The sequence below is a fragment of the Micromonospora sp. NPDC007271 genome, from assembly GCF_040634005.1.
Lineage (GTDB): Bacteria > Actinomycetota > Actinomycetes > Mycobacteriales > Micromonosporaceae > Micromonospora.
The window spans coordinates 25,072-41,803 of the sequence record NZ_JBEYER010000067.1 but is presented as its reverse complement, the minus strand read 5'-3'; the positions used below and the strand labels follow the sequence as shown (position 1 = coordinate 41,803).

Below are 16,732 nucleotides of genomic sequence, written 5' to 3'. Positions count from 1 at the left end.
CGATGAAGCCCCACACGAGCATGCCCGCGATCAGATAGCTGAGCGCGGTCCAGCCCTGACCGGCACCGGACGGAACGTCCTCCGGGCCGCCAGTGCTGGGGGGTTTCTGGTCACCGGCCATGACGGGGCGAACGATATCAGTCGAGAAGACAAGGCTGTGCCACACCCCCCGCACAACCTGGTTGTGTGGGACACGGGCGGGCGAAGTCGTCTGAAGGCACGCTACTCCCCTCCCGCCACTGAGAGAATGACCGATCGCGGACGCACCGGTGCGCCGTCCGAAAGCTGGGACGGGGACGGCTGGACCCGCAACGCCGGGACGGCGGCCGGTCAGCGCCCGGCGCGTCGGGCGTGGACGGTGGTCAGCCACCAGATGTGCACCCCGGTCCAGACCGCGACGCCCGCCGCGATGCCCAGGCAGAGCGGGATCAGTCCCGGCCAGCCGGTCGAGGCCACCAGCACCATCACCGCCCCGAGCAGGGTCATCTTGGCCACGTACACGCCGACCCCGAAGGGCAGCACGAGCTGCGGGTCGCGGGCGTCGGCCCAGGCCAGCACGACGGTGGTGAGCGTGTAGCTGAGCGCGGTGACGGCGACCCCGACCGCCGCGCCGAGCGCGCCGGTCCCTCCCCTGGTCGCCCCGCCGACCACCGCCGCCGCCGCGGCCAGCACCGCCGACGCGATCAGCAGCACCGGTAGATGACGCAGCCGCCACCCGCGGTCCGCGGTCGCCTCCGCCGCGCGCGTCCCGGGCTCACCCACGGGGGTACGCCGGAAAGGCGGTGACCAGCTCGGTCACGTCGGCGGCGAGCCGGGCCAGCTCGTCGGCGCCTCCCGGGGCCGCCGGGTCGGTGCGGACCGCGCGGGCGATCAGCGCGGCGATCGCGCGCATCTCGCCCTCCCGCATGCCCTGGGTGGTGACGCTCGGCGTGCCCACCCGGATCCCCGAGGCGACCATCGGCTTCTGCGGGTCGTACGGGATGGCGTTCTTGTTGAGCGTGATGCGGGCGGCGTCGCAGCGCCCCTCCGCGTCCGCCCCGGTCACTCCGAGCGCGCGCAGGTCGACCAGGGCCAGGTGGGTGTCGGTGCCGCCGGAGATCGGCCGCATGCCCTCCGCGGCCAGTCCCTCGGCGAGCGCCTGCGCGTTGCTGATCACCTGGGCAGCGTACGCGCGGAACTCGGGCTGCCCGGCCTCGCGTAGCGCGACCGCCTTCGCGGCGACCGCGTGCATCAGCGGACCGCCCTGGGTGAACGGGAAGACCGCCTTGTCGATCCGGGCGGCCAGCGCCTCCCGGCAGAGGATCATGCCGCCGCGCGGGCCGCGCAACACCTTGTGGGTGGTGGCGCAGACCACGTCGGCGTACGGCACCGGGGACGGGATCGCCCCACCGGCGACCAGCCCGATGAAGTGCGCCGCGTCCACCATCAGGTACGCGTCGACCTCGTCGGCGATCTCCCGGAAGCGGGCGAAGTCGATCAGCCGCGGGTACGCCGTCGCCCCGCAGATGATCATTTTGGGCCGGTGCGCCCGGGCCAGGTCGCGTACCTCGTCATAGTCGATCAGCTCGGTGTCCGGCCGGACCCGGTAGCCGACGGCGTGGAACCACTTGCCGGAGAAGTTCACCCGGCTGCCGTGGGTGAGGTGGCCGCCGTGCGGCAGGTCCATCGCCAGCACGGTGTCGCCCGGCTGCACCAGCGCGGCGTACGCGGCCAGGTTGGCGCTGGCGCCCGAGTGCGGCTGGAGGTTGGCGTGCTCGGCGCCGAAGAGTTCCTTCGCCCGGGCGACGCCGATCTCCTCGGCCCGGTCCACCTCGGCGCAACCGCCGTAGTACCGCCGGCCCGGGTAGCCCTCGGCGTACTTGTTGGTCAGCGTGGAGCCGAGCGCGGCCAGCACGGCCGGCGACGTGAGGTTCTCGCTGGCGATCAGCTGCAGACCGCCGCGCAGCCGCGCCAACTCCCCCAGCACCACCCCGGCGATCTCCGGGTCGACGGCGCTGAGCTCCTGAAAGTCCGGCCCCCAGAACCTCTCCCCCACGTTCTCCACAGCACCGAGTCTACGGCGTCCCCCCGCCGCGCGATCTTGCACTTTCGGCCTACGGTTCGCGGCTTCTGTCCCTTTCGCCAGGGCAGCAGGTGCAAGATCGGCGGGGGGCGGGGGCGGGGAGCGGGGGTTAGTTGGTGGTGCGGGGGGCGGTTTGTTGGAAGGCGACGGACTGGCTGGGCGGCACGAAGTCGAGCACCGGCTGGTCGCGCAGCGCGTACGCCAGCAGCCGGCCCACGGCGGCGATCTGCCGGGTCTGCACGCCGCCGCCGACGGCGTCCCGGGGGTTGTCCGGGTTCGCGGCGATGGTGGCGACGGCGAGCTGCGGGGTGAAGGCGACCACCGTCTCCGTCTCGTTCCCGTCCGAGCTGCCGGTCTTGCCGCCGAGCGGGCGCCGCAGCCCCGGCTGGAGTTCCTCGGCGGTGCCGCCGTCGCAGCGCCGGTACATGGACTGGTCGCCGACCGGGCAGCGGGCGGCGTCCGCCGCCGCCCGGGCCACGTCGGTGTCGAGCGCCTGCCGGCAGTCCGGGTTGCCGGCGGCCACCTTCCGGCCCGAGGAGTCGCTGATGGCAATCACCGGGGTGGGCCGGCACCAGATCCCCTCGGCGGCCACCGTCGCATACGCCCCGGCCAGGTCGAGTGGGGTGGTGGCGACGACGCCGAGGGTGAACGGTCCCCAGCTCTTCGCCCCCTCGCGGGCCAGCCGGGCGTCGTCGGGAGCGCGCAGCACGATGCCCAGCCGCTCGGCCATCTCCACCACCCGGTCCGCGCCCACCTGCTGGATCAGCCAGGCGTAGTAGGTGTTCACCGAGCGGCCGAACGCGCTCCACATGGTGCGGAGGCCGTCCATCCAGGTCGGGTTGGCGTTGGACGGGCACCAGTGCCCGCCGCAGCCGGCCGGCCCCGACCCGGTCGCGTAGTCGGTGACGAGCGTGGCCGGGGCGTCGTACTCGGTGTCCAGCGGCAGCCCGGCCTCCAGCGCGGCCAGCATCGTGAAGAGCTTGAAGGTCGAGCCGGCCTGGTAGCCGACGATGCCGCCGCCCCCGGCGATGAGCTGGTTGACCGTGTTCGGGTAGTTCTCCTGCCCGTCCGGATTCGGGGCGACGCTGTAGTTCCGGTTCACCGCCATGGCCAGCACCCGGCCGGTGCCCGGCTGCACCACCGCGGTAGGCGCGGCCCGCTTGTTGGTCGCCGCGTAGATCCCCAGCACCTGCTCGACGGTCTTGCGCTGCACGTCCGGGTCGAGCGAGGAGACGACCGACCAGCCACCGCGACGCAGCGTCCGCTGCCGCTCCTCCGGCGACTTGCCGAAGGCGGGCTGGGCGTTCCACCACTGGGTGAACCAGTCGCAGAAGAAGCCCCAGTCGTTGTGCTCGGCGGTCACCGAGGTGCAGTCGTTCGGCGTGGCGCTGGGCCGCAGGTCCAGCTTCGCGGCCTTGGCCCGGGCACCGTCCTCGGCGGTGACCTGCCCGGTCTCCACCATCCGGTCCAGCACGTACGCCCGGCGGTCCAGGGCCGCGTCGGCGTTGCCGTTGATCGGGTCGTCGCTGTCGGGCGAGCGGACCAGCCCGGCCAGCAGCGCCGCCTGGGCCAGGGTCAGCTTCGGCGGGGTGGTGGAGAAGTAGCGCTTGCTGGCCGCGGCGATGCCGTACGCCCCGGCGCCGAAGTAGGCGATGTTCAGGTAGCGGCCGAGGATCTCGTCCTTGCTCACCTCGCGTTCGAGGGCCAGCGCGTACCGCGCCTCGCGGATCTTGCGGCCGGTGCTGATCTCGGTGGCCCTGGCCCGCTGCTCCTCGGTCAGCCGGGGATCGCTGGCCAGGGCGTTGCGCACGTACTGCATGGTCAGCGTGGAGGCGCCCTGCCGGGTCCCGCCCTCCCGCCGGTTGACGGTGAAGGCCCGCAGCACGCCGCGTACGTCGACGCCGTGGTGCTGGTAGAAGCGGACGTCCTCGGCGGCCACGATGGCCTGCCGCATCACCGGCGCCACCTCGGTGACCGGCACGTCCACCCGGTCCTCCACGTAGAACGAGGTGATCAGGGTGCGGCCGTCGTTGGCGTAGAGGTTGGAGCGCTGGGCCGGCTGCGGCTCGCGCAGCGACTCCGGCAGCTCGGCGTAGGGCATCAGCCCCTTGAAGCCGAGCCCGAAGACCAGTGCGGCCGGCAGCGCGGCCGCCGCCAGGACCAGCCCGGCGAGCACGCCGGCGAGCAGGACGGTGAACAGCTTGTCGAGATGGGCCCGGTTCATCAGCTCTCCCCGCAGGAGCCGGCTATACGAGACCCGTTCAGAATGACCTGAATCGCCCGTTTCGCGGCCATCTTCCCCAAAACACGCAGGAATTTCGCGAGGAAGGATGAAGCTGGACAGAACGCCCCACACGCCCCGCCGGACTCCCCATGCGCCCGTCGGGGCCGCGCCTCAGGACAGCAACGCGGCGGCCAGCGGGTGCACCGTCTCCTCGATCTCGTCGGCCACCCGGGTGAAGCACTGGTCGCCCCGACCCCAGGGGTCGTCGAGATCGTCGGTGGGCAGCGGGGTGGCACCCTGCCGGGCCGCGTCCACCGCGGCCACCAGGGCCACCCCCCGGGCGTACACCGCGGCCGGGGTGGCCTCGACCGGGGGCAGGCCGGACCGGTCCACCCCGCCCAGCAGCCGGCCGAACTCGCCGAGCACGAACGTGCGGGACGCGGCGTCCGGGCGCAGCGCCACCACGTACTCCTGCTGGTCGGCCGTGGCCGTGAGCACCAGGTCGGCGGCGTCGATGAGGTCGGAGCGCAGCTTTCGGGCCGCGAACCCCACCACGTCACCGCCCCGGGAGGTGACCTGCCGGGCGGCCGGCGGGTTCATCTGCTCGCCGGCGTGCCAGCCGCCGGTGCCGGCGCTGTGGCTGTGCACCAGCTCGTCGACGGCGGCCGGCTCGACGCCGAGGCGGCGCAGCCGCTCCCCGACGGCGAGCACCAGCAGCCGCTCGGCCATCGGCGACCGGCAGATGTTGCCCATGCAGACGTGCAGGACGGTGAACGGCGGCACTCAGACCCCCTGTTCGTCGAGGATGTCCGGCACCACGTCGCGCAGCTTCGCCAGCGACACCGCGCCCTGGCGCAGCAGCCGGGGCACGTCGCCGGTGAGGTCGACGATGGTGCTGGGCACCGGATCCAGGGCCGGCCCGGCCTCCAGGTAGGCGCGGACGCCGTAGCCGAGCTGCTCGCGGGCCTCCTCGGCGGTGAGCGCCGCGGGCTGCCCGATCTTGTTGGCCGAGGCCACCGCCATCGGGCCGGTCTCCCGCAGCACCTCCAGCGCCACCGGGTGCAGCGGCATCCGCACCGCCACCGTGCCGCTGGAGTCGCCCAGATCCCACGACAGGCTCGGCGAGTGCTCCAGCACGATGGTCAACGCACCCGGCCAGAACGCCTCGACCAGGTCGCGGGCCGCGCGGGGCAGCGAGAAGACCAGGCCGTCGAGGGTGTGCCGGGAACCGATCAGCACCGGCGGCGCCTGCCGGGAGCCCTTGGCGTCCGCGAGGGCCTTCACCGCGTACGGGGTGAAGGCGTCGGCGCCGATGCCGTAGACCGTGTCGGTCGGCAGGACGACGAGCTCCCCGTTCTTGACCGCCTCGATGGCAGCGGCGATGCCGCGGTCCCGGTCGGCGGGCGACCGACAGTCGTAGAGCATCACGAGGAGCCAGTCTGCCACGCCGGGCCGGGCTCGGCGTGCGGGCCGTCCGCCCGCCGGGACGCGGTGGCGAACCGGGGGCGCCCCACCAGGTCGCGGTGCTCCTCGATGCGCTCGTACCGGCCGTCCGAAGCGAGCAGCGCGGGCACCGCCGTCCCGTGGGTGTCGTCGTGCTCGACGGCGAGCACACCACCGGGGCGGAGCAGCTCGGCCGCCCGGGCGACCACCGGCCGGATCACGTCCAGCCCGTCCGCGCCGCCGAAGACCGCCTCGTCCGGGTCGTGCCCGGCCACGTCCGGCGACACCACCACCGCGCGTGGCACGTACGGCGGGTTGCAGAGCAGCACGTCGACCCGCCCCACCAGGTCGGCGAGGAGCCGCGGGTCGGTGACGTCGGCCGCCACCACCTCGACCGGGGTGTCCCCCGCGGCGGCCCGGTCCGCGGCGTTGCGCCGCAGCCAGGCCAGCGCCGCCGGGGACCGTTCCACCGCCACCACCCGGGCGTCGGGCAGCTCCTGGGCCACCGCCAGGGCGATCGCGCCGGAGCCGCTGCACAGGTCCACCACCAGCGGGGAGCCGGACCGTCGCCCCTGCTCGACGCCCCAGCCGGTGAGCAGCTCGGTCTCCGGACGGGGCACGAACACCCCCGGGCCGACCGCCAGCTCCAGATGCCGGAAACCGGCGGAGCCGGTGAGGTGCTGGAGGGGTTCCCGGGCCGCCCGCCGCGTCACCAGCTCGTCGAGCCGGGCGCGCTGATCCGGGGTGAACCCGTCGGCCAGCGCCAGCCGGCCGCGCGGCACGTCCAGCACGTACGCGGCGAGCTGCTCGGCCTCCGCGCGCGGCGCCTCGATCCCGGCCGCCGCCAGGGCCTGGGCCGCCCAGGCGACCATCAGTGAGGAACGCTCACGTTCTGTCCCTTTGGACGGGTGTTGCGGGAGGGAGGTCACGACATAATCATGAAGCGTCGCGGGTCGCCGCACGAGCGGGTGCGCCCGGACGCACAGTGACAGGGAGGTCGGAGTGGGCTGGCTCGACCGGGTCGAGGACCAGGTTGACGCCCTCCGGCGCGCCCGGGCGTTGCAGGAGGCGAGCCGCTCGGCGGAGGCCTGCACCGTCCTCGACCGGGTGATCCGCACCACTGCCGACCCGTACACGCGGGCCGACGCACTGGTCCAACGCCTCTCCGCGCTGATCAATCTCGGTCGGACGGCCGAGTTCACCCGGGCCATCGAGGAGGCGTCCGCCGCCGTCCGGGACCTGGCCGAGCCGTACCTGCACGGGCACCTCAACGCCCTGGCAGCGCTCGCCGCGCACCACCAGGGGGCGCTCGACCGCTGCGTCACCCACCTGGTGAAGGCGGCCCGGGCGCTGACCGCCGAAGACGACCCGGACCGGGACACCGCCTGGGGCTGGCACGACCTGGCGATGGCCTACTCGTACCTCAGCTTCCACGGCCACGCGCTCGGCGCGATCGAGCGGGCCCGCCAGGTGGGGCTCACCGCCGGCATCCCGGAGGAGACGTTCGCCGCCCCCGGCATCCGGCTGCGCAACGCGGTCGCCCTGGACCATCACGGCGACAGCGACGGCTGCCTGCGGGTGCTGCGCGACGTGGCCGGCGACTTCAGCCGCTTCCTGCGGCAGGGGCGGGCCGGCAACATCCGGCCCAGCAGCCTGGCCGCGTACGGGTACGCCGCCGCCCGCCGGGCCGCGCTCGGCGACCGGGTGGAGTTCGGCGGCGACGGCGATCCCGCCCGGTTGCTCGGCCACGGCGCGGACAGCGCCCGTGCCCGTGACCTGCGCCAGCTCGGCCAGGTCTGCCTGGCCGTCGCGGACGGCCGGCCGATCGAGGCGGTGGCCCGGCTGGACACCACGCGGGTCTCCAACGAGACCCTGGGCGCGGCCGAGCCGCCCCGGCTGCGCAGCATCGCGCTGGCCCGGGCCGGCGACCACGCCGGCGCGCACCGGGCCGACCGGCACGCGTTCCGGCTGGCGGCGCAGCGCAGCGACCGGCTGCGGGACGTCTACATCGACGGCATCGCCGCCCGGATCGACCACGAGGAGATGCGCCGCGAGGCCGCCCGGTACGAGGGTGAGGCGCTCACCGACCCGCTGACCGGGCTGCCCAACCGGCGGCGCCTGGAGCGCTACATCGGGGCGGTGGTGGCCCGGGGCGAGCGGGTGGTGATCGGCGTTTGCGACCTGGACGGCTTCAAGGCGGTGAACACCCGGCACGGCCACCACTCCGGCGACCTGGTGCTGCAACGGATCGCCGGGGTGATCAACCGGGTGATGCGGCGCGGCGACTTCGTGGCCCGCTACGGCGGTGACGAGTTCGTGGTGGTGCTGCCCGAGACGGGGATGCCCGAGGCGGCCGACGTGGCCCGCCGGATCCAGGCCGCCGTACGCACCGAGGACTGGGAGACACTGGTCCCCGGCACCCCGGTCGGGGTGAGCATCGGCTTCGCCGAGGTCAGCGGCGGCTCCGGGGTGAGTATCCGGGAGGCGCTGGGCACCGCGTTCGAGCTCGCCGACCGGGAGATGCTGCGGGCCAAGGACCGCTCCCGCGCCTCCTGACGCCGCCCGCCGCCCCGCCCGGACCCGCTCGCGTGGGTCCGGCCTGGGCGGCGGGGTCGCGTCGGGTCAGCGGCGGGACAGCTCCGTCTCGCCGGCCAGGCGGGCGGTGCGGTCGGCCTCGGCGAGGGCGTCCAGCACGCCGTCCAGCTCGCCGGCCAGGGCCAGGTCGAGGTTGTACGCGGTGTAGCCGATCCGGTGGTCGGTGATCCGGTTCTGCGGGAAGTTGTACGTGCGGATCCGCTCCGACCGGTCCACGGTGCGGACCTGCGCCCTCCGGGCGTCCGAGGCGGCCGCGTCGGCCTGCTCCTGGGCCACGGCCAGCAGCCGGGCCCGCAGGATCCGCATCGCCTGCTCCCGGTTCTGCAGCTGCGACTTCTCGTTCTGACAGGAGACCACGATGCCGGTCGGCACGTGGGTGATCCGGACCGCCGAGTCGGTGGTGTTGACCGACTGCCCGCCCGGCCCGGACGAGCGAAAGACGTCGATCCGCAGGTCGTTCGGGTCGATGGTGACGTCGACGTCCTCGGCCTCCGGCAGCACCAGCACGCCGGCCGCGCTGGTGTGGATCCGGCCCTGCGACTCGGTGACCGGGACGCGCTGCACCCGGTGCACGCCGCCCTCCCACTTGAGCCGGGACCAGACCCCGTTGCCGCCCTCCGGCACGCCCTTGGTCTTGATCGCCAGCGAGACGTCCTTGACCCCGCCGAGGTCGGACTCCTGCGCGTCGATCACCTCGGTGACCCAGCCGCGCCGCTCGGCGTACCGGGTGTACATCCGCAGCAGGTCGCCGGCGAACAGCGCCGACTCCTCGCCGCCCTCGCCGGCCTTGATCTCGACGATGACGTCCTTGGCGTCGTGCGGGTCACGCGGGATCAGCAGCTCCGCCAGCCGCTCCTCCAGCGCCGGCAGGGACCCGGCGATCGCCTCGGCCTCGGCGGCGAAGGCCGGATCCTCGGCGGCCAGCTCGCGGGCGGCGGCCAGGTCGGCCCGGGCCTGCTCCAGCTCGCCGGCGGCCTTGTGCAGCGGGACCAGCTCGGCGTAGCGCCGGCCGACCCGCCGGGCGGTGCCCTGATCGGCGTGGATGGCCGGGTCGGCCAGCCGCTTCTCCAGTTCGGCGTACTCGTCGAGGAGGGCGGCCAGACGCTCACTGCTCATGCTGCGGATGCTCCTTCGACGACGACGGAACCCGGGGGCGGGCGGGAACGACAGGGCGGAAACGGACGAACGCCCGCGCCCGGCGCGAGGCCGGACACGGGCGTCGTCGAAGCGGCTACTTGGCCTTCTTGGCCTGAACCTTGGCGTACTTCTGCTGGAACTTCGCGACCCGACCTGCGGTGTCGAGGACGCGCTGCTTGCCGGTGTAGAACGGGTGGCAGGCGCTGCAGGTCTCGACGCTGATCTGACCGCCCTTGGCGGTGCTGCGGGTGGTGAAGGTGTTGCCGCAGGAGCAGCGGACCTCGGTGGTCACGTACTCCGGGTGGATGTTCTGCTTCATGTCGCCTCGGTCCTTTCGTCGGTGGTCGCCGGGTCGCCGTCGTGTTCCCCGTCGTCTGCGACGGGCTCGGGCGTGAACCGGAACCGGTGGCCGATTGACCAGTGTGCCACGGGCGTACGCCGGCCCGACGAGCGGGCCGCACAGCGGGTCCGGCAGGCGCAACGCCCACCTCGCGGCACGCATTCCCGCCGGGTGTGCGGGCATTCCCGTCGGGCGTACGGTGGGCCCCGGCCCGGACCGGGACCGGACGGAGGGGGGTGAGCGGGATCTTCCGCCTGATCGCGACCCGTGGGCTGCCCGCCTCCGGCAAGACCACCTTCGCTCGCCGGCTCCAGCCCGACGTGGTCCGGGTCAACCGGGACGACCTGCGCCGGATGATGCACGGCGAGCGGCTCTTCACCCAGCGGGCCGAGGGGCAGGTCACCCGGGTCCAGCGGGCCCAGGTGGAGGCGCTGCTGGCCGCCCGGGTGAGCGTCTGCGTGGACGACACCAACCTGCGCTCCCGTACGCTGCGCGACTGGGCGGAACTGGCCGAGCGGTTCGGTGCCGCGTTCGAGGTGCACGACTTCACCGACGTGCCGCTGGAGGAGTGCCTGCGCCGGGACGCCGCCCGCCCCGAGGTGGACCGGGTCGGCGAGGCCGCGATCCGCCGGCTGCACGAGCGTTACCTGGCCAACCGTCCGCTGCCGCTGCCGGTCCCGACCGTACGCACGGGCGGCCCGGCCCGGGTGGAACCGGCCCGGACCGAACGGCCCGACATCGTGCTGGTCGACATCGACGGCACGGTCGCGTTGAACGTGTCGCGCAGCCCGTACGACATGACCCGGGTCGGGGAGGACGTGCCGAACGAGGCGGTGATCGCGGCGGTCCGGGCGATGCACGCGGCCGGGCACGGGGTGGTCTTCTGCTCCGGCCGGGACGCCTCGGCCCGGCCCGACACGGTGGCCTGGCTGGACCGGCACGTCCGGGTGCCCTACCTGGCGCTGCACCTGCGCGCCATCGGCGACCACCGCAAGGACGCGGTGGTGAAGCAGGAGATCTACGAGCGGGAGATCCGGGACCGGTACCGGGTGGTGGGCGTCTTCGACGACCGGCAGCAGGTGGTCCGCATGTGGCGCTCCCTCGGCCTCACCGTCTTCCAGGTCGCCGAAGGCGACTTCTGAGGCGCAAGAAGGGCCCCTGCGTGAACAGGGGCCCTTCCTCGGGACTCAGGCGGCGGGTGCCTGCGCCGCGGTCAGGGTGACCGTCGCCTGGGCGCGTACCCCGTTGACGGTCACCGCGAGCAGCACCTGCCCGCCGGAACGCAGCGCGGTGAGCTGCCCGGTCGCCGGGTCGAACCGGGCCACGTGCCACGGCTTCACCCCGTCGGGCGAGCCGATGTGCAGGTTGGGCGAGCCGGACCAGTCGGCGCTGACCGGAGCGGCGACCGGCACGGTACGGCCGCCGGGCTGGGTGAGCGTGGCGGTGACGGCCGCCGGTGCGCCGACCACGACGCTGGCGGGCGCGGCCAGGGCGAGCCGGTCGACGTGGGCGTGGAACTCCGCCTCGATCCAGCGCGGTCCCGCGACGAGCGGGGCACGCCGGGCCCGCTCGGCCTCCTGCGGGGTCACCGGGTCGATGCCGAACTCGGTCCAGCCGGTGAAGCCGCCGAGCTGGGGTGGGGTGGCGGGGTTCTTGCCCGAGTTGCCGTTGATCACGTACGGGACGCCGTCCACCCGCCCGGCGTGGAACGTGCCGACGTGCCCGTTGACCATCAGCGCGCCCTTGCCGGTGCGGTGCTGGAAGTCCGCCAGCCACTGCTCCACCAGGGCGGCCTCCTTCCGGTCGCCGAGCTGGCTGGCCTTGGCCGGGGTGGGGTCGCGGGGCGGGTGGTGGAAGAACACCGCGACCGAGCCGACGGCCGGGTCGGCCGCCGCCGTGTCGAGCGTGTCCCGGAGCAGCTTCACCTGGTCGAAGCCGCCGCCGCGCAGCGAGCCGGTGGAGGTGTCCAGCGTGACGAACCGGGTGCCCTGGTGGTCGAAGACCCGCGAGGTGTCGCCGAAGACGGCCTTGAAGTTGCCGATCGGGGCGCCCATGATCTCGTGGTTGCCCGGGACGTAGTGGTAGGGCAACCGGCCGCCGAGTTCCTCGTCGAGGATCCGCTTGGCCAGCGCGAAGTCCGCCGGGTACGCGGTGTCCACGAAGTCACCGTCGATGATCACGAAGTCGGGCTTCGCCGCCCGGATCTCGCGCAGCGTACGGCGGGCCTGGGCGACCAGTTCGCTGTCCGGGTCGGCGGCGACGAACTGCGCGTCGGACAGCACCGCGAACCGCCAGGGCGCGCCGTCCACCGTGCCGTCGCGCAGCACCACCCGATCGGTGCGGTTCTCCTCGTCCGGCGCCTGCACCGTCGGCGGCACGCGCGCCACCAGGTCGTCGATCACGACCTCGCTGGTGTACTGCTTGGCCGGGTCGGTCTCGGCCACGTAGAACCGCCGCACCCGGACCGGGTACTGCACGCCGGCCGGTACCTCGAACTCGACGTACCGCCAGCCGGTCCAGGTGAGGTAGGGGCCGCGCAGCACGAACTGGGTGTCCTGGGCGTCGTGCAGGTGCAGGCTGGGCCACTCCCCCTTGCCGTTGGCGTGGATCCACATGCCGAACGCCTGTGGCTGGCCGGGCACCTCGATCCAGGCGGGCGGGTCGGCGTACGCCGCCCGGGTGCCGGTGGACTGGCTGAAGTCGTACGACATCCGCAGGCCGGTGCCGGTGTGGCCCGGCGCCGGGGCGACGGAGCCGCTGGCCCGGGCCTGGCTGAACTTCCAGGCGGCGGCGTCGTCGAAGCCGGCCACCGGCACGTCGGCCAGCCCGACGGTCACCGGCAGCACGGTGGTCTTCGCTCCGACGTGGACGGTGATCAGGGCGGAGCCGTCACCGAGGGCCCGCACGGAAAGGTTGCCGTCGTCGGTCGGGGTGACCGCGAGCAGGTCGTGGTCGTACTCCAGGCGCAGGTCGGCCGGCTCGATCGGGGCGGTGTTGCCCTCGGCGTCGTAGCCCACCACGCCGAAGAGCCCGGTGTCGCCCTGCCGGTTGAGGCCGAGCCGGTCCACCGTGGAGTCGATCCGCTCCAGCGGACCGAGCACGGTCAGGTCCAGGGTGCCGCGGGCCTCCTCCCGCCACGCGGTGACGGTGCTGCGGCCGGGCCGGTCGGCCCGGAAGACACCCTCGTCGTCCACCGTGCCCTGGGCGGCCGGGTTGGCCCGCCAGTGCGGTGCGCCGGCCGCCGGCCCGTACGTCTCGTCGTAGCCGGCGGCGGTGAGCCGGCGGGTGAGCCCGGGGAAGACCCGGTCCGGCCGGCCGCCGCGGATCGGGGCGACGCCCGGCGCGCTGGTCGGGTCGCTGGCGGTCTCCAGCCAGTAGCCGGTGAGCCGGCCGCTGCCCGGCGGCGCGTAGATCGCCAGACCGTTGGGGACCGGGCGCTCGCTGCCGTCCGACGGGCTGTTCTCCACCTGGACGGTGGCCGCGCCGGGCTCACGGGCCAGCAGCGTCGAGGAGCCGCCGCCGTCGAGGTTCAGCGCGGTCCACGCGCCCAGCTCGCGCATCATCCGGCCCAGCTCGGTCTGGGTCACGCCGCGGCTGTCCACCTGCCGGCCGTCCACGGTCAACATGATCATTTTCCGCCCGTCGGCGGAGAAGCCGACGGAGGTGCGCGGGGCGAGGCTCTGGTCGGCGATGTCCTGCACCACGCCGTCGCGGACCAGCACGTTGCCACCGCCGACCGCGGCGCGCAGGCCGCCACCGTCGGACGCCCTCGGGCGCCAGGTCAGGTCGACCGGATCGCCGGGGCGCAGCTTCGCGAGGGCGTCCGCGCCGGCCTCGCGGCCGAGCAGCACGGTCGTACCGGCCGGGATCGGCCCCTCCCCCGGCGCGGTGGCCACCGACGCGACCTTCCCGCCGGTCACCGTCACCTCGGCCACCCGCGCCGCGCCCTCCACGGCCCGCCGGCGGGAGTACGTCCCCCAGAGCGGGGTGAAGACGCCGACGCCGTCGCGCTGCACCATGTTGTTGAACTGGGTCAGCGACACCGGCCCGGGCGGCAGTGCGGCGGCGCCCTCGAAGCCGACCTGGATGACCCGGCCCAGCCCCTCGGCGCTGATCGCGGCGGCGTTGGGGTGCCCGGCGATCGGCGACTGGATCAGCTCACCGGAGCGGATGCCGATGCCCTGGGCGGCACCGGAGTTGTTGATGTCGAAGAAGTCGCCGTTGACGGCGGCCACCGCTCGGGAGCGGTCCACCGCGGCACGCAGCGGCTCGTCCCGGGTCACCTCGCCGGAGTTGACGTAGTCCACGGTGACGCCGCCGGAGAGGTCGGCGGTGAGCGCGTCCGCGCGCAGCCAGCCATCGGCGTCGTACCGGTCGAAGGAGGTCAGGTCGAGTCCGGGGGCGACCGGACGGGTGGTCTTGGAGGTCTCCAGGCCACCGGCCGGCTCCAGGCCGCCGGCGACGGCGGCGGCCGGACCGGCCAGGGCGACCGACGAGTCGGGGCGGGAGGAGGCGGCCGGGGCGTCCTCGGCCGGGGTACGCGGCTCGCCTGCGGGCGCCGCGACGCCGGGCGGCACGGGCCCGGCGAGGGTGAGCAGCGGCGTCAGCAGCAGGACGCCAGCGAGACGGGCGGATCGACTGCGGGTACGCATGGACGACAGTCAACCGACACTGAACAGAAGTTTCAATACCCCTCGGCTGAACCGTAGAAAAACTTCAGCCCGCGCCCGCCCCGTACGCGACGAGGGGCACGACCAGACGGTCGTGCCCCTCGCCCGCGTGGCTCCTACCGGATCACTCGCCCGGCGTGGACTTCGCGATCTGCATCAGGAACTCGATGTTCGTGCGGGACTGCTTGAGCCGGTCCAGCAGGAGGTCGAGCGCCGCCTGCGAGTCCAGCGAGTGCAGCACCTTCCGGAGCTTGTGGATGATCGCCAGCTCCTCCGGCGCGAGCAGGACCTCCTCCTTGCGCGTACCGGAGGGGTTGATGTCGATCGCCGGGAAGACCCGCTTGTCGGCGATCTTCCGGTCCAGCTTCAGCTCCGCGTTACCGGTGCCCTTGAACTCCTCGAAGATGACCGTGTCCGCCATGGAACCGGTCTCCACCAGCGCGGTGGCGAGGATGGTCAGGGAGCCGCCGTTCTCGATGTTCCGCGCCGCGCCCAGGAAGCGCTTCGGCGGGTAGAGCGCGGTGGAGTCGATACCACCCGACATGATCCGGCCGCTGGCCGGCGCCGCCAGGTTGTACGACCGACCGAGGCGGGTCACCGAGTCGAGCAGCACGACGACGTCGTGCCCCAGCTCGACCAGGCGCTTCGCCCGCTCGATCGCCAGCTCCGCCACCGTGGTGTGGTCCTGCGGCGGGCGGTCGAACGTGGCCGCGATGACCTCGCCCTTCACCGACCGCTGCATGTCGGTGACCTCTTCCGGCCGCTCGTCGACCAGCACCACCATCAGGTGGCACTCCGGGTTGTTGCGGGTGATCGCGTTCGCGATCGCCTGCAGCACCATCGTCTTACCGGCCTTCGGCGGCGAGACGATCAGCGCCCGCTGGCCCTTGCCGATCGGCATCACCAGGTCGATCACGCGGGTGGTCAGGATGTGCGGCTCGGTCTCCAGCCGCAGCCGCTCCTGCGGGTACAGCGGAGTGAGCTTGTAGAACTCCGGCCGGCGCTTCGCCTCGTCCGGCTCCATCCCGTTGATGGTGTCGAGCCGGACCAGCGGGTTGTACTTGTCGCGCCGCTGCTCGCCCTCGCGGGCGGCCCGCACGGCACCGGTGATCGCGTCGCCGCGACGCAGGCCGTACTTCTTGATCTGGGACATCGAGACGTACACGTCGTTCGGGCCGGCCAGGTAGCCGGTGGTCCGGACGAAGGCGTAGTTGTCGAGCACGTCGATGATGCCGGCGACCGGGACGAGCACGTCGTCCTCGCCGACCTGCGGCTCGCGGCCGCCCTCGCCGCCCTCGGCCCGCTCGCCGCGGCCGCGCCGGCGGTCCCGGAACCGGCTGCGCCGGCCGCGCCGGCCGCCGCCCTCGCCGTCCTCGTCGCCGTCGTGGTCCCGCTCGGCGCGCTGGCCGCGGTCGTTGCGCTCGGCCCGCTCGCCGCCGCGCTCAGCCCGCTCGCCACGCTCGCCGCGCTCGGCCCGCTCGCCACGCTCGCCGCGCTCAGCCCGCTCGCCACGCTCGCCACGCTCGCCGCGCTCGGCCCGCTCACCGCGCTCGGCCCGCTCGCCGCGCTCGCCGCGCTCGGCCCGCTCGGCCCGCTCGCCGCGCTCGGCCCGCTCGCCGCGGTCACCGCCCCGCTCGGCCCGCTCGGCCCGCTCGCCGCGTTCCCGGCCCCGGCCCTCGCCGCGCTCACCGCGCTCGGCCCGCTCGCCGGTCTCGGCGGTGGCCGCCTCGGTGCGCGTCTCGGCCGGCTGGGCCTCGACGGGAGCGGCAGCCGCGGCGGCCCGGCTCCGCCGGCTCCGGGTGCGACCCTCGGTCGGCTCGGCGGCCGGCGCCTGCTCGGCCGGCCGGCGCTCGGTCTCGGCCCGCTCCTCGCGTACCTCGGCGTGCACCTCGTCCCGGGCGGGCGCGGCTGCGGCCGCGACCTCGGCCCGTGGTCGAGGGGTGCCGGCGGCGGCGCCGCCCTGCCGCTCGGTGATCGCAGCGATCAGCTCGCCCTTACGCATGCGAGCCGTGCCGGAGATGCCGAGCGACGCGGCCAGGCTCTGCAGCTCTGGCAGCAGCATCGCCGACAGGCCGGTACCGCTACGCCGGCGGCGCGTGGGGGCGGCGGTGGTGGCTTCGCCAGCGACGTTGGAAACATCCGACGTCACGTCGGTGGTGTCGCTCAATGGATTCCTTCCCTCGATAGGCCGGGACTGCCCGGAGTCGTAAACCAGGTGGCCGGGCGGCCTCGGTGCACCCGCCTCGCATGGACGCGTCGCG

The 16,732-nt window shown here is 74.1% G+C and carries 12 protein-coding genes; 2 read left to right on the top strand and 10 right to left on the bottom strand.

Annotated elements, in window-relative coordinates:
• Window positions 1-330: 330 nt before the first annotated feature.
• From ABZ570_RS22725 to prmC, 6 genes are all read right to left on the bottom strand, one after another.
• Window positions 331-762 (bottom strand): hypothetical protein, encoded by a 432-nt coding sequence (locus ABZ570_RS22725; protein WP_358066950.1) that lies wholly within the window; start codon window positions 760-762, stop codon window positions 331-333.
• Window positions 755-2,044 (bottom strand): serine hydroxymethyltransferase, encoded by a 1,290-nt coding sequence (gene glyA / locus ABZ570_RS22720; RefSeq protein ID WP_358066947.1) that lies wholly within the window; start codon window positions 2,042-2,044, stop codon window positions 755-757. Before glyA ends, ABZ570_RS22725 begins: the two co-directional genes overlap by 8 nt.
• 127 nt (window positions 2,045-2,171) lie before the next feature.
• Window positions 2,172-4,286, bottom strand: a complete 2,115-nt coding sequence (locus ABZ570_RS22715; RefSeq protein WP_358066945.1) for a transglycosylase domain-containing protein — start codon at window positions 4,284-4,286, stop codon at window positions 2,172-2,174.
• A 171-nt stretch (window positions 4,287-4,457) separates the two neighbouring features.
• The gene (locus ABZ570_RS22710) at window positions 4,458-5,069 is read right to left on the bottom strand and encodes a phosphotyrosine protein phosphatase (RefSeq protein WP_358066941.1); all 612 of its coding nucleotides are present in this window, start codon (window positions 5,067-5,069) and stop codon (window positions 4,458-4,460) included.
• Complete coding sequence (locus ABZ570_RS22705; RefSeq protein ID WP_358066959.1) at window positions 5,070-5,711, bottom strand: L-threonylcarbamoyladenylate synthase; 642 nt, start codon at window positions 5,709-5,711, stop codon at window positions 5,070-5,072. It abuts the gene before it with no gap.
• Complete coding sequence (prmC, locus tag ABZ570_RS22700) at window positions 5,711-6,601, bottom strand: peptide chain release factor N(5)-glutamine methyltransferase (RefSeq protein ID WP_358066938.1); 891 nt, start codon at window positions 6,599-6,601, stop codon at window positions 5,711-5,713. The genes ABZ570_RS22705 and prmC overlap by 1 nt, the downstream gene beginning before the upstream one ends.
• Before the next feature lie 130 nt (window positions 6,602-6,731).
• On the opposite strand from prmC, the gene ABZ570_RS22695 reads away from it, so the two are divergent.
• Window positions 6,732-8,285: a GGDEF domain-containing protein gene (locus ABZ570_RS22695; protein WP_358066935.1), complete on the top strand. Its 1,554-nt coding sequence runs from the start codon at window positions 6,732-6,734 to the stop codon at window positions 8,283-8,285.
• A gap of 66 nt (window positions 8,286-8,351) precedes the next feature.
• On the opposite strand, the gene prfA is transcribed toward ABZ570_RS22695, so the two are convergent.
• On the bottom strand, window positions 8,352-9,440 hold the full coding sequence (gene prfA, locus ABZ570_RS22690) for a peptide chain release factor 1 (protein WP_358066932.1): 1,089 nt from the start codon (window positions 9,438-9,440) through the stop codon (window positions 8,352-8,354).
• A gap of 115 nt (window positions 9,441-9,555) precedes the next feature.
• Window positions 9,556-9,780: a 50S ribosomal protein L31 gene (rpmE, locus tag ABZ570_RS22685; RefSeq protein WP_358066929.1), complete on the bottom strand. Its 225-nt coding sequence runs from the start codon at window positions 9,778-9,780 to the stop codon at window positions 9,556-9,558.
• 257 nt (window positions 9,781-10,037) lie between these two features.
• On the opposite strand from rpmE, the gene ABZ570_RS22680 reads away from it, so the two are divergent.
• On the top strand, window positions 10,038-10,943 hold the full coding sequence (locus tag ABZ570_RS22680) for an AAA family ATPase (RefSeq protein ID WP_358066925.1): 906 nt from the start codon (window positions 10,038-10,040) through the stop codon (window positions 10,941-10,943).
• 45 nt (window positions 10,944-10,988) lie between these two features.
• Here ABZ570_RS22680 and ABZ570_RS22675 read toward each other — a convergent pair whose 3' ends face one another.
• Entirely contained in the window at window positions 10,989-14,453 is a 3,465-nt protein-coding gene (locus ABZ570_RS22675) for a phosphodiester glycosidase family protein (protein WP_358066922.1), read from the bottom strand.
• A gap of 142 nt (window positions 14,454-14,595) precedes the next feature.
• Window positions 14,596-16,638, bottom strand: coding sequence for a transcription termination factor Rho (gene rho / locus ABZ570_RS22670; protein WP_358066919.1), 2,043 nt, complete (start codon window positions 16,636-16,638; stop codon window positions 14,596-14,598).
• Window positions 16,639-16,732: the final 94 nt, after the last annotated feature.

Coding starts and splice junctions, on each gene's coding strand:
- ABZ570_RS22715 (WP_358066945.1), bottom strand. CDS start 4,286: ATGAACCGGGCCCATCTCGACAAGCTGTTCACCGTCCTGCTCGCCGGC.
- ABZ570_RS22705 (WP_358066959.1), bottom strand. CDS start 5,711: ATGCTCTACGACTGTCGGTCGCCCGCCGACCGGGACCGCGGCATCGCC.
- prmC (WP_358066938.1), bottom strand. CDS start 6,601: ATGGTCGCCTGGGCGGCCCAGGCCCTGGCGGCGGCCGGGATCGAGGCG.
- prfA (WP_358066932.1), bottom strand. CDS start 9,440: ATGAGCAGTGAGCGTCTGGCCGCCCTCCTCGACGAGTACGCCGAACTG.
- rpmE (WP_358066929.1), bottom strand. CDS start 9,780: ATGAAGCAGAACATCCACCCGGAGTACGTGACCACCGAGGTCCGCTGC.
- ABZ570_RS22675 (WP_358066922.1), bottom strand. CDS start 14,453: ATGCGTACCCGCAGTCGATCCGCCCGTCTCGCTGGCGTCCTGCTGCTG.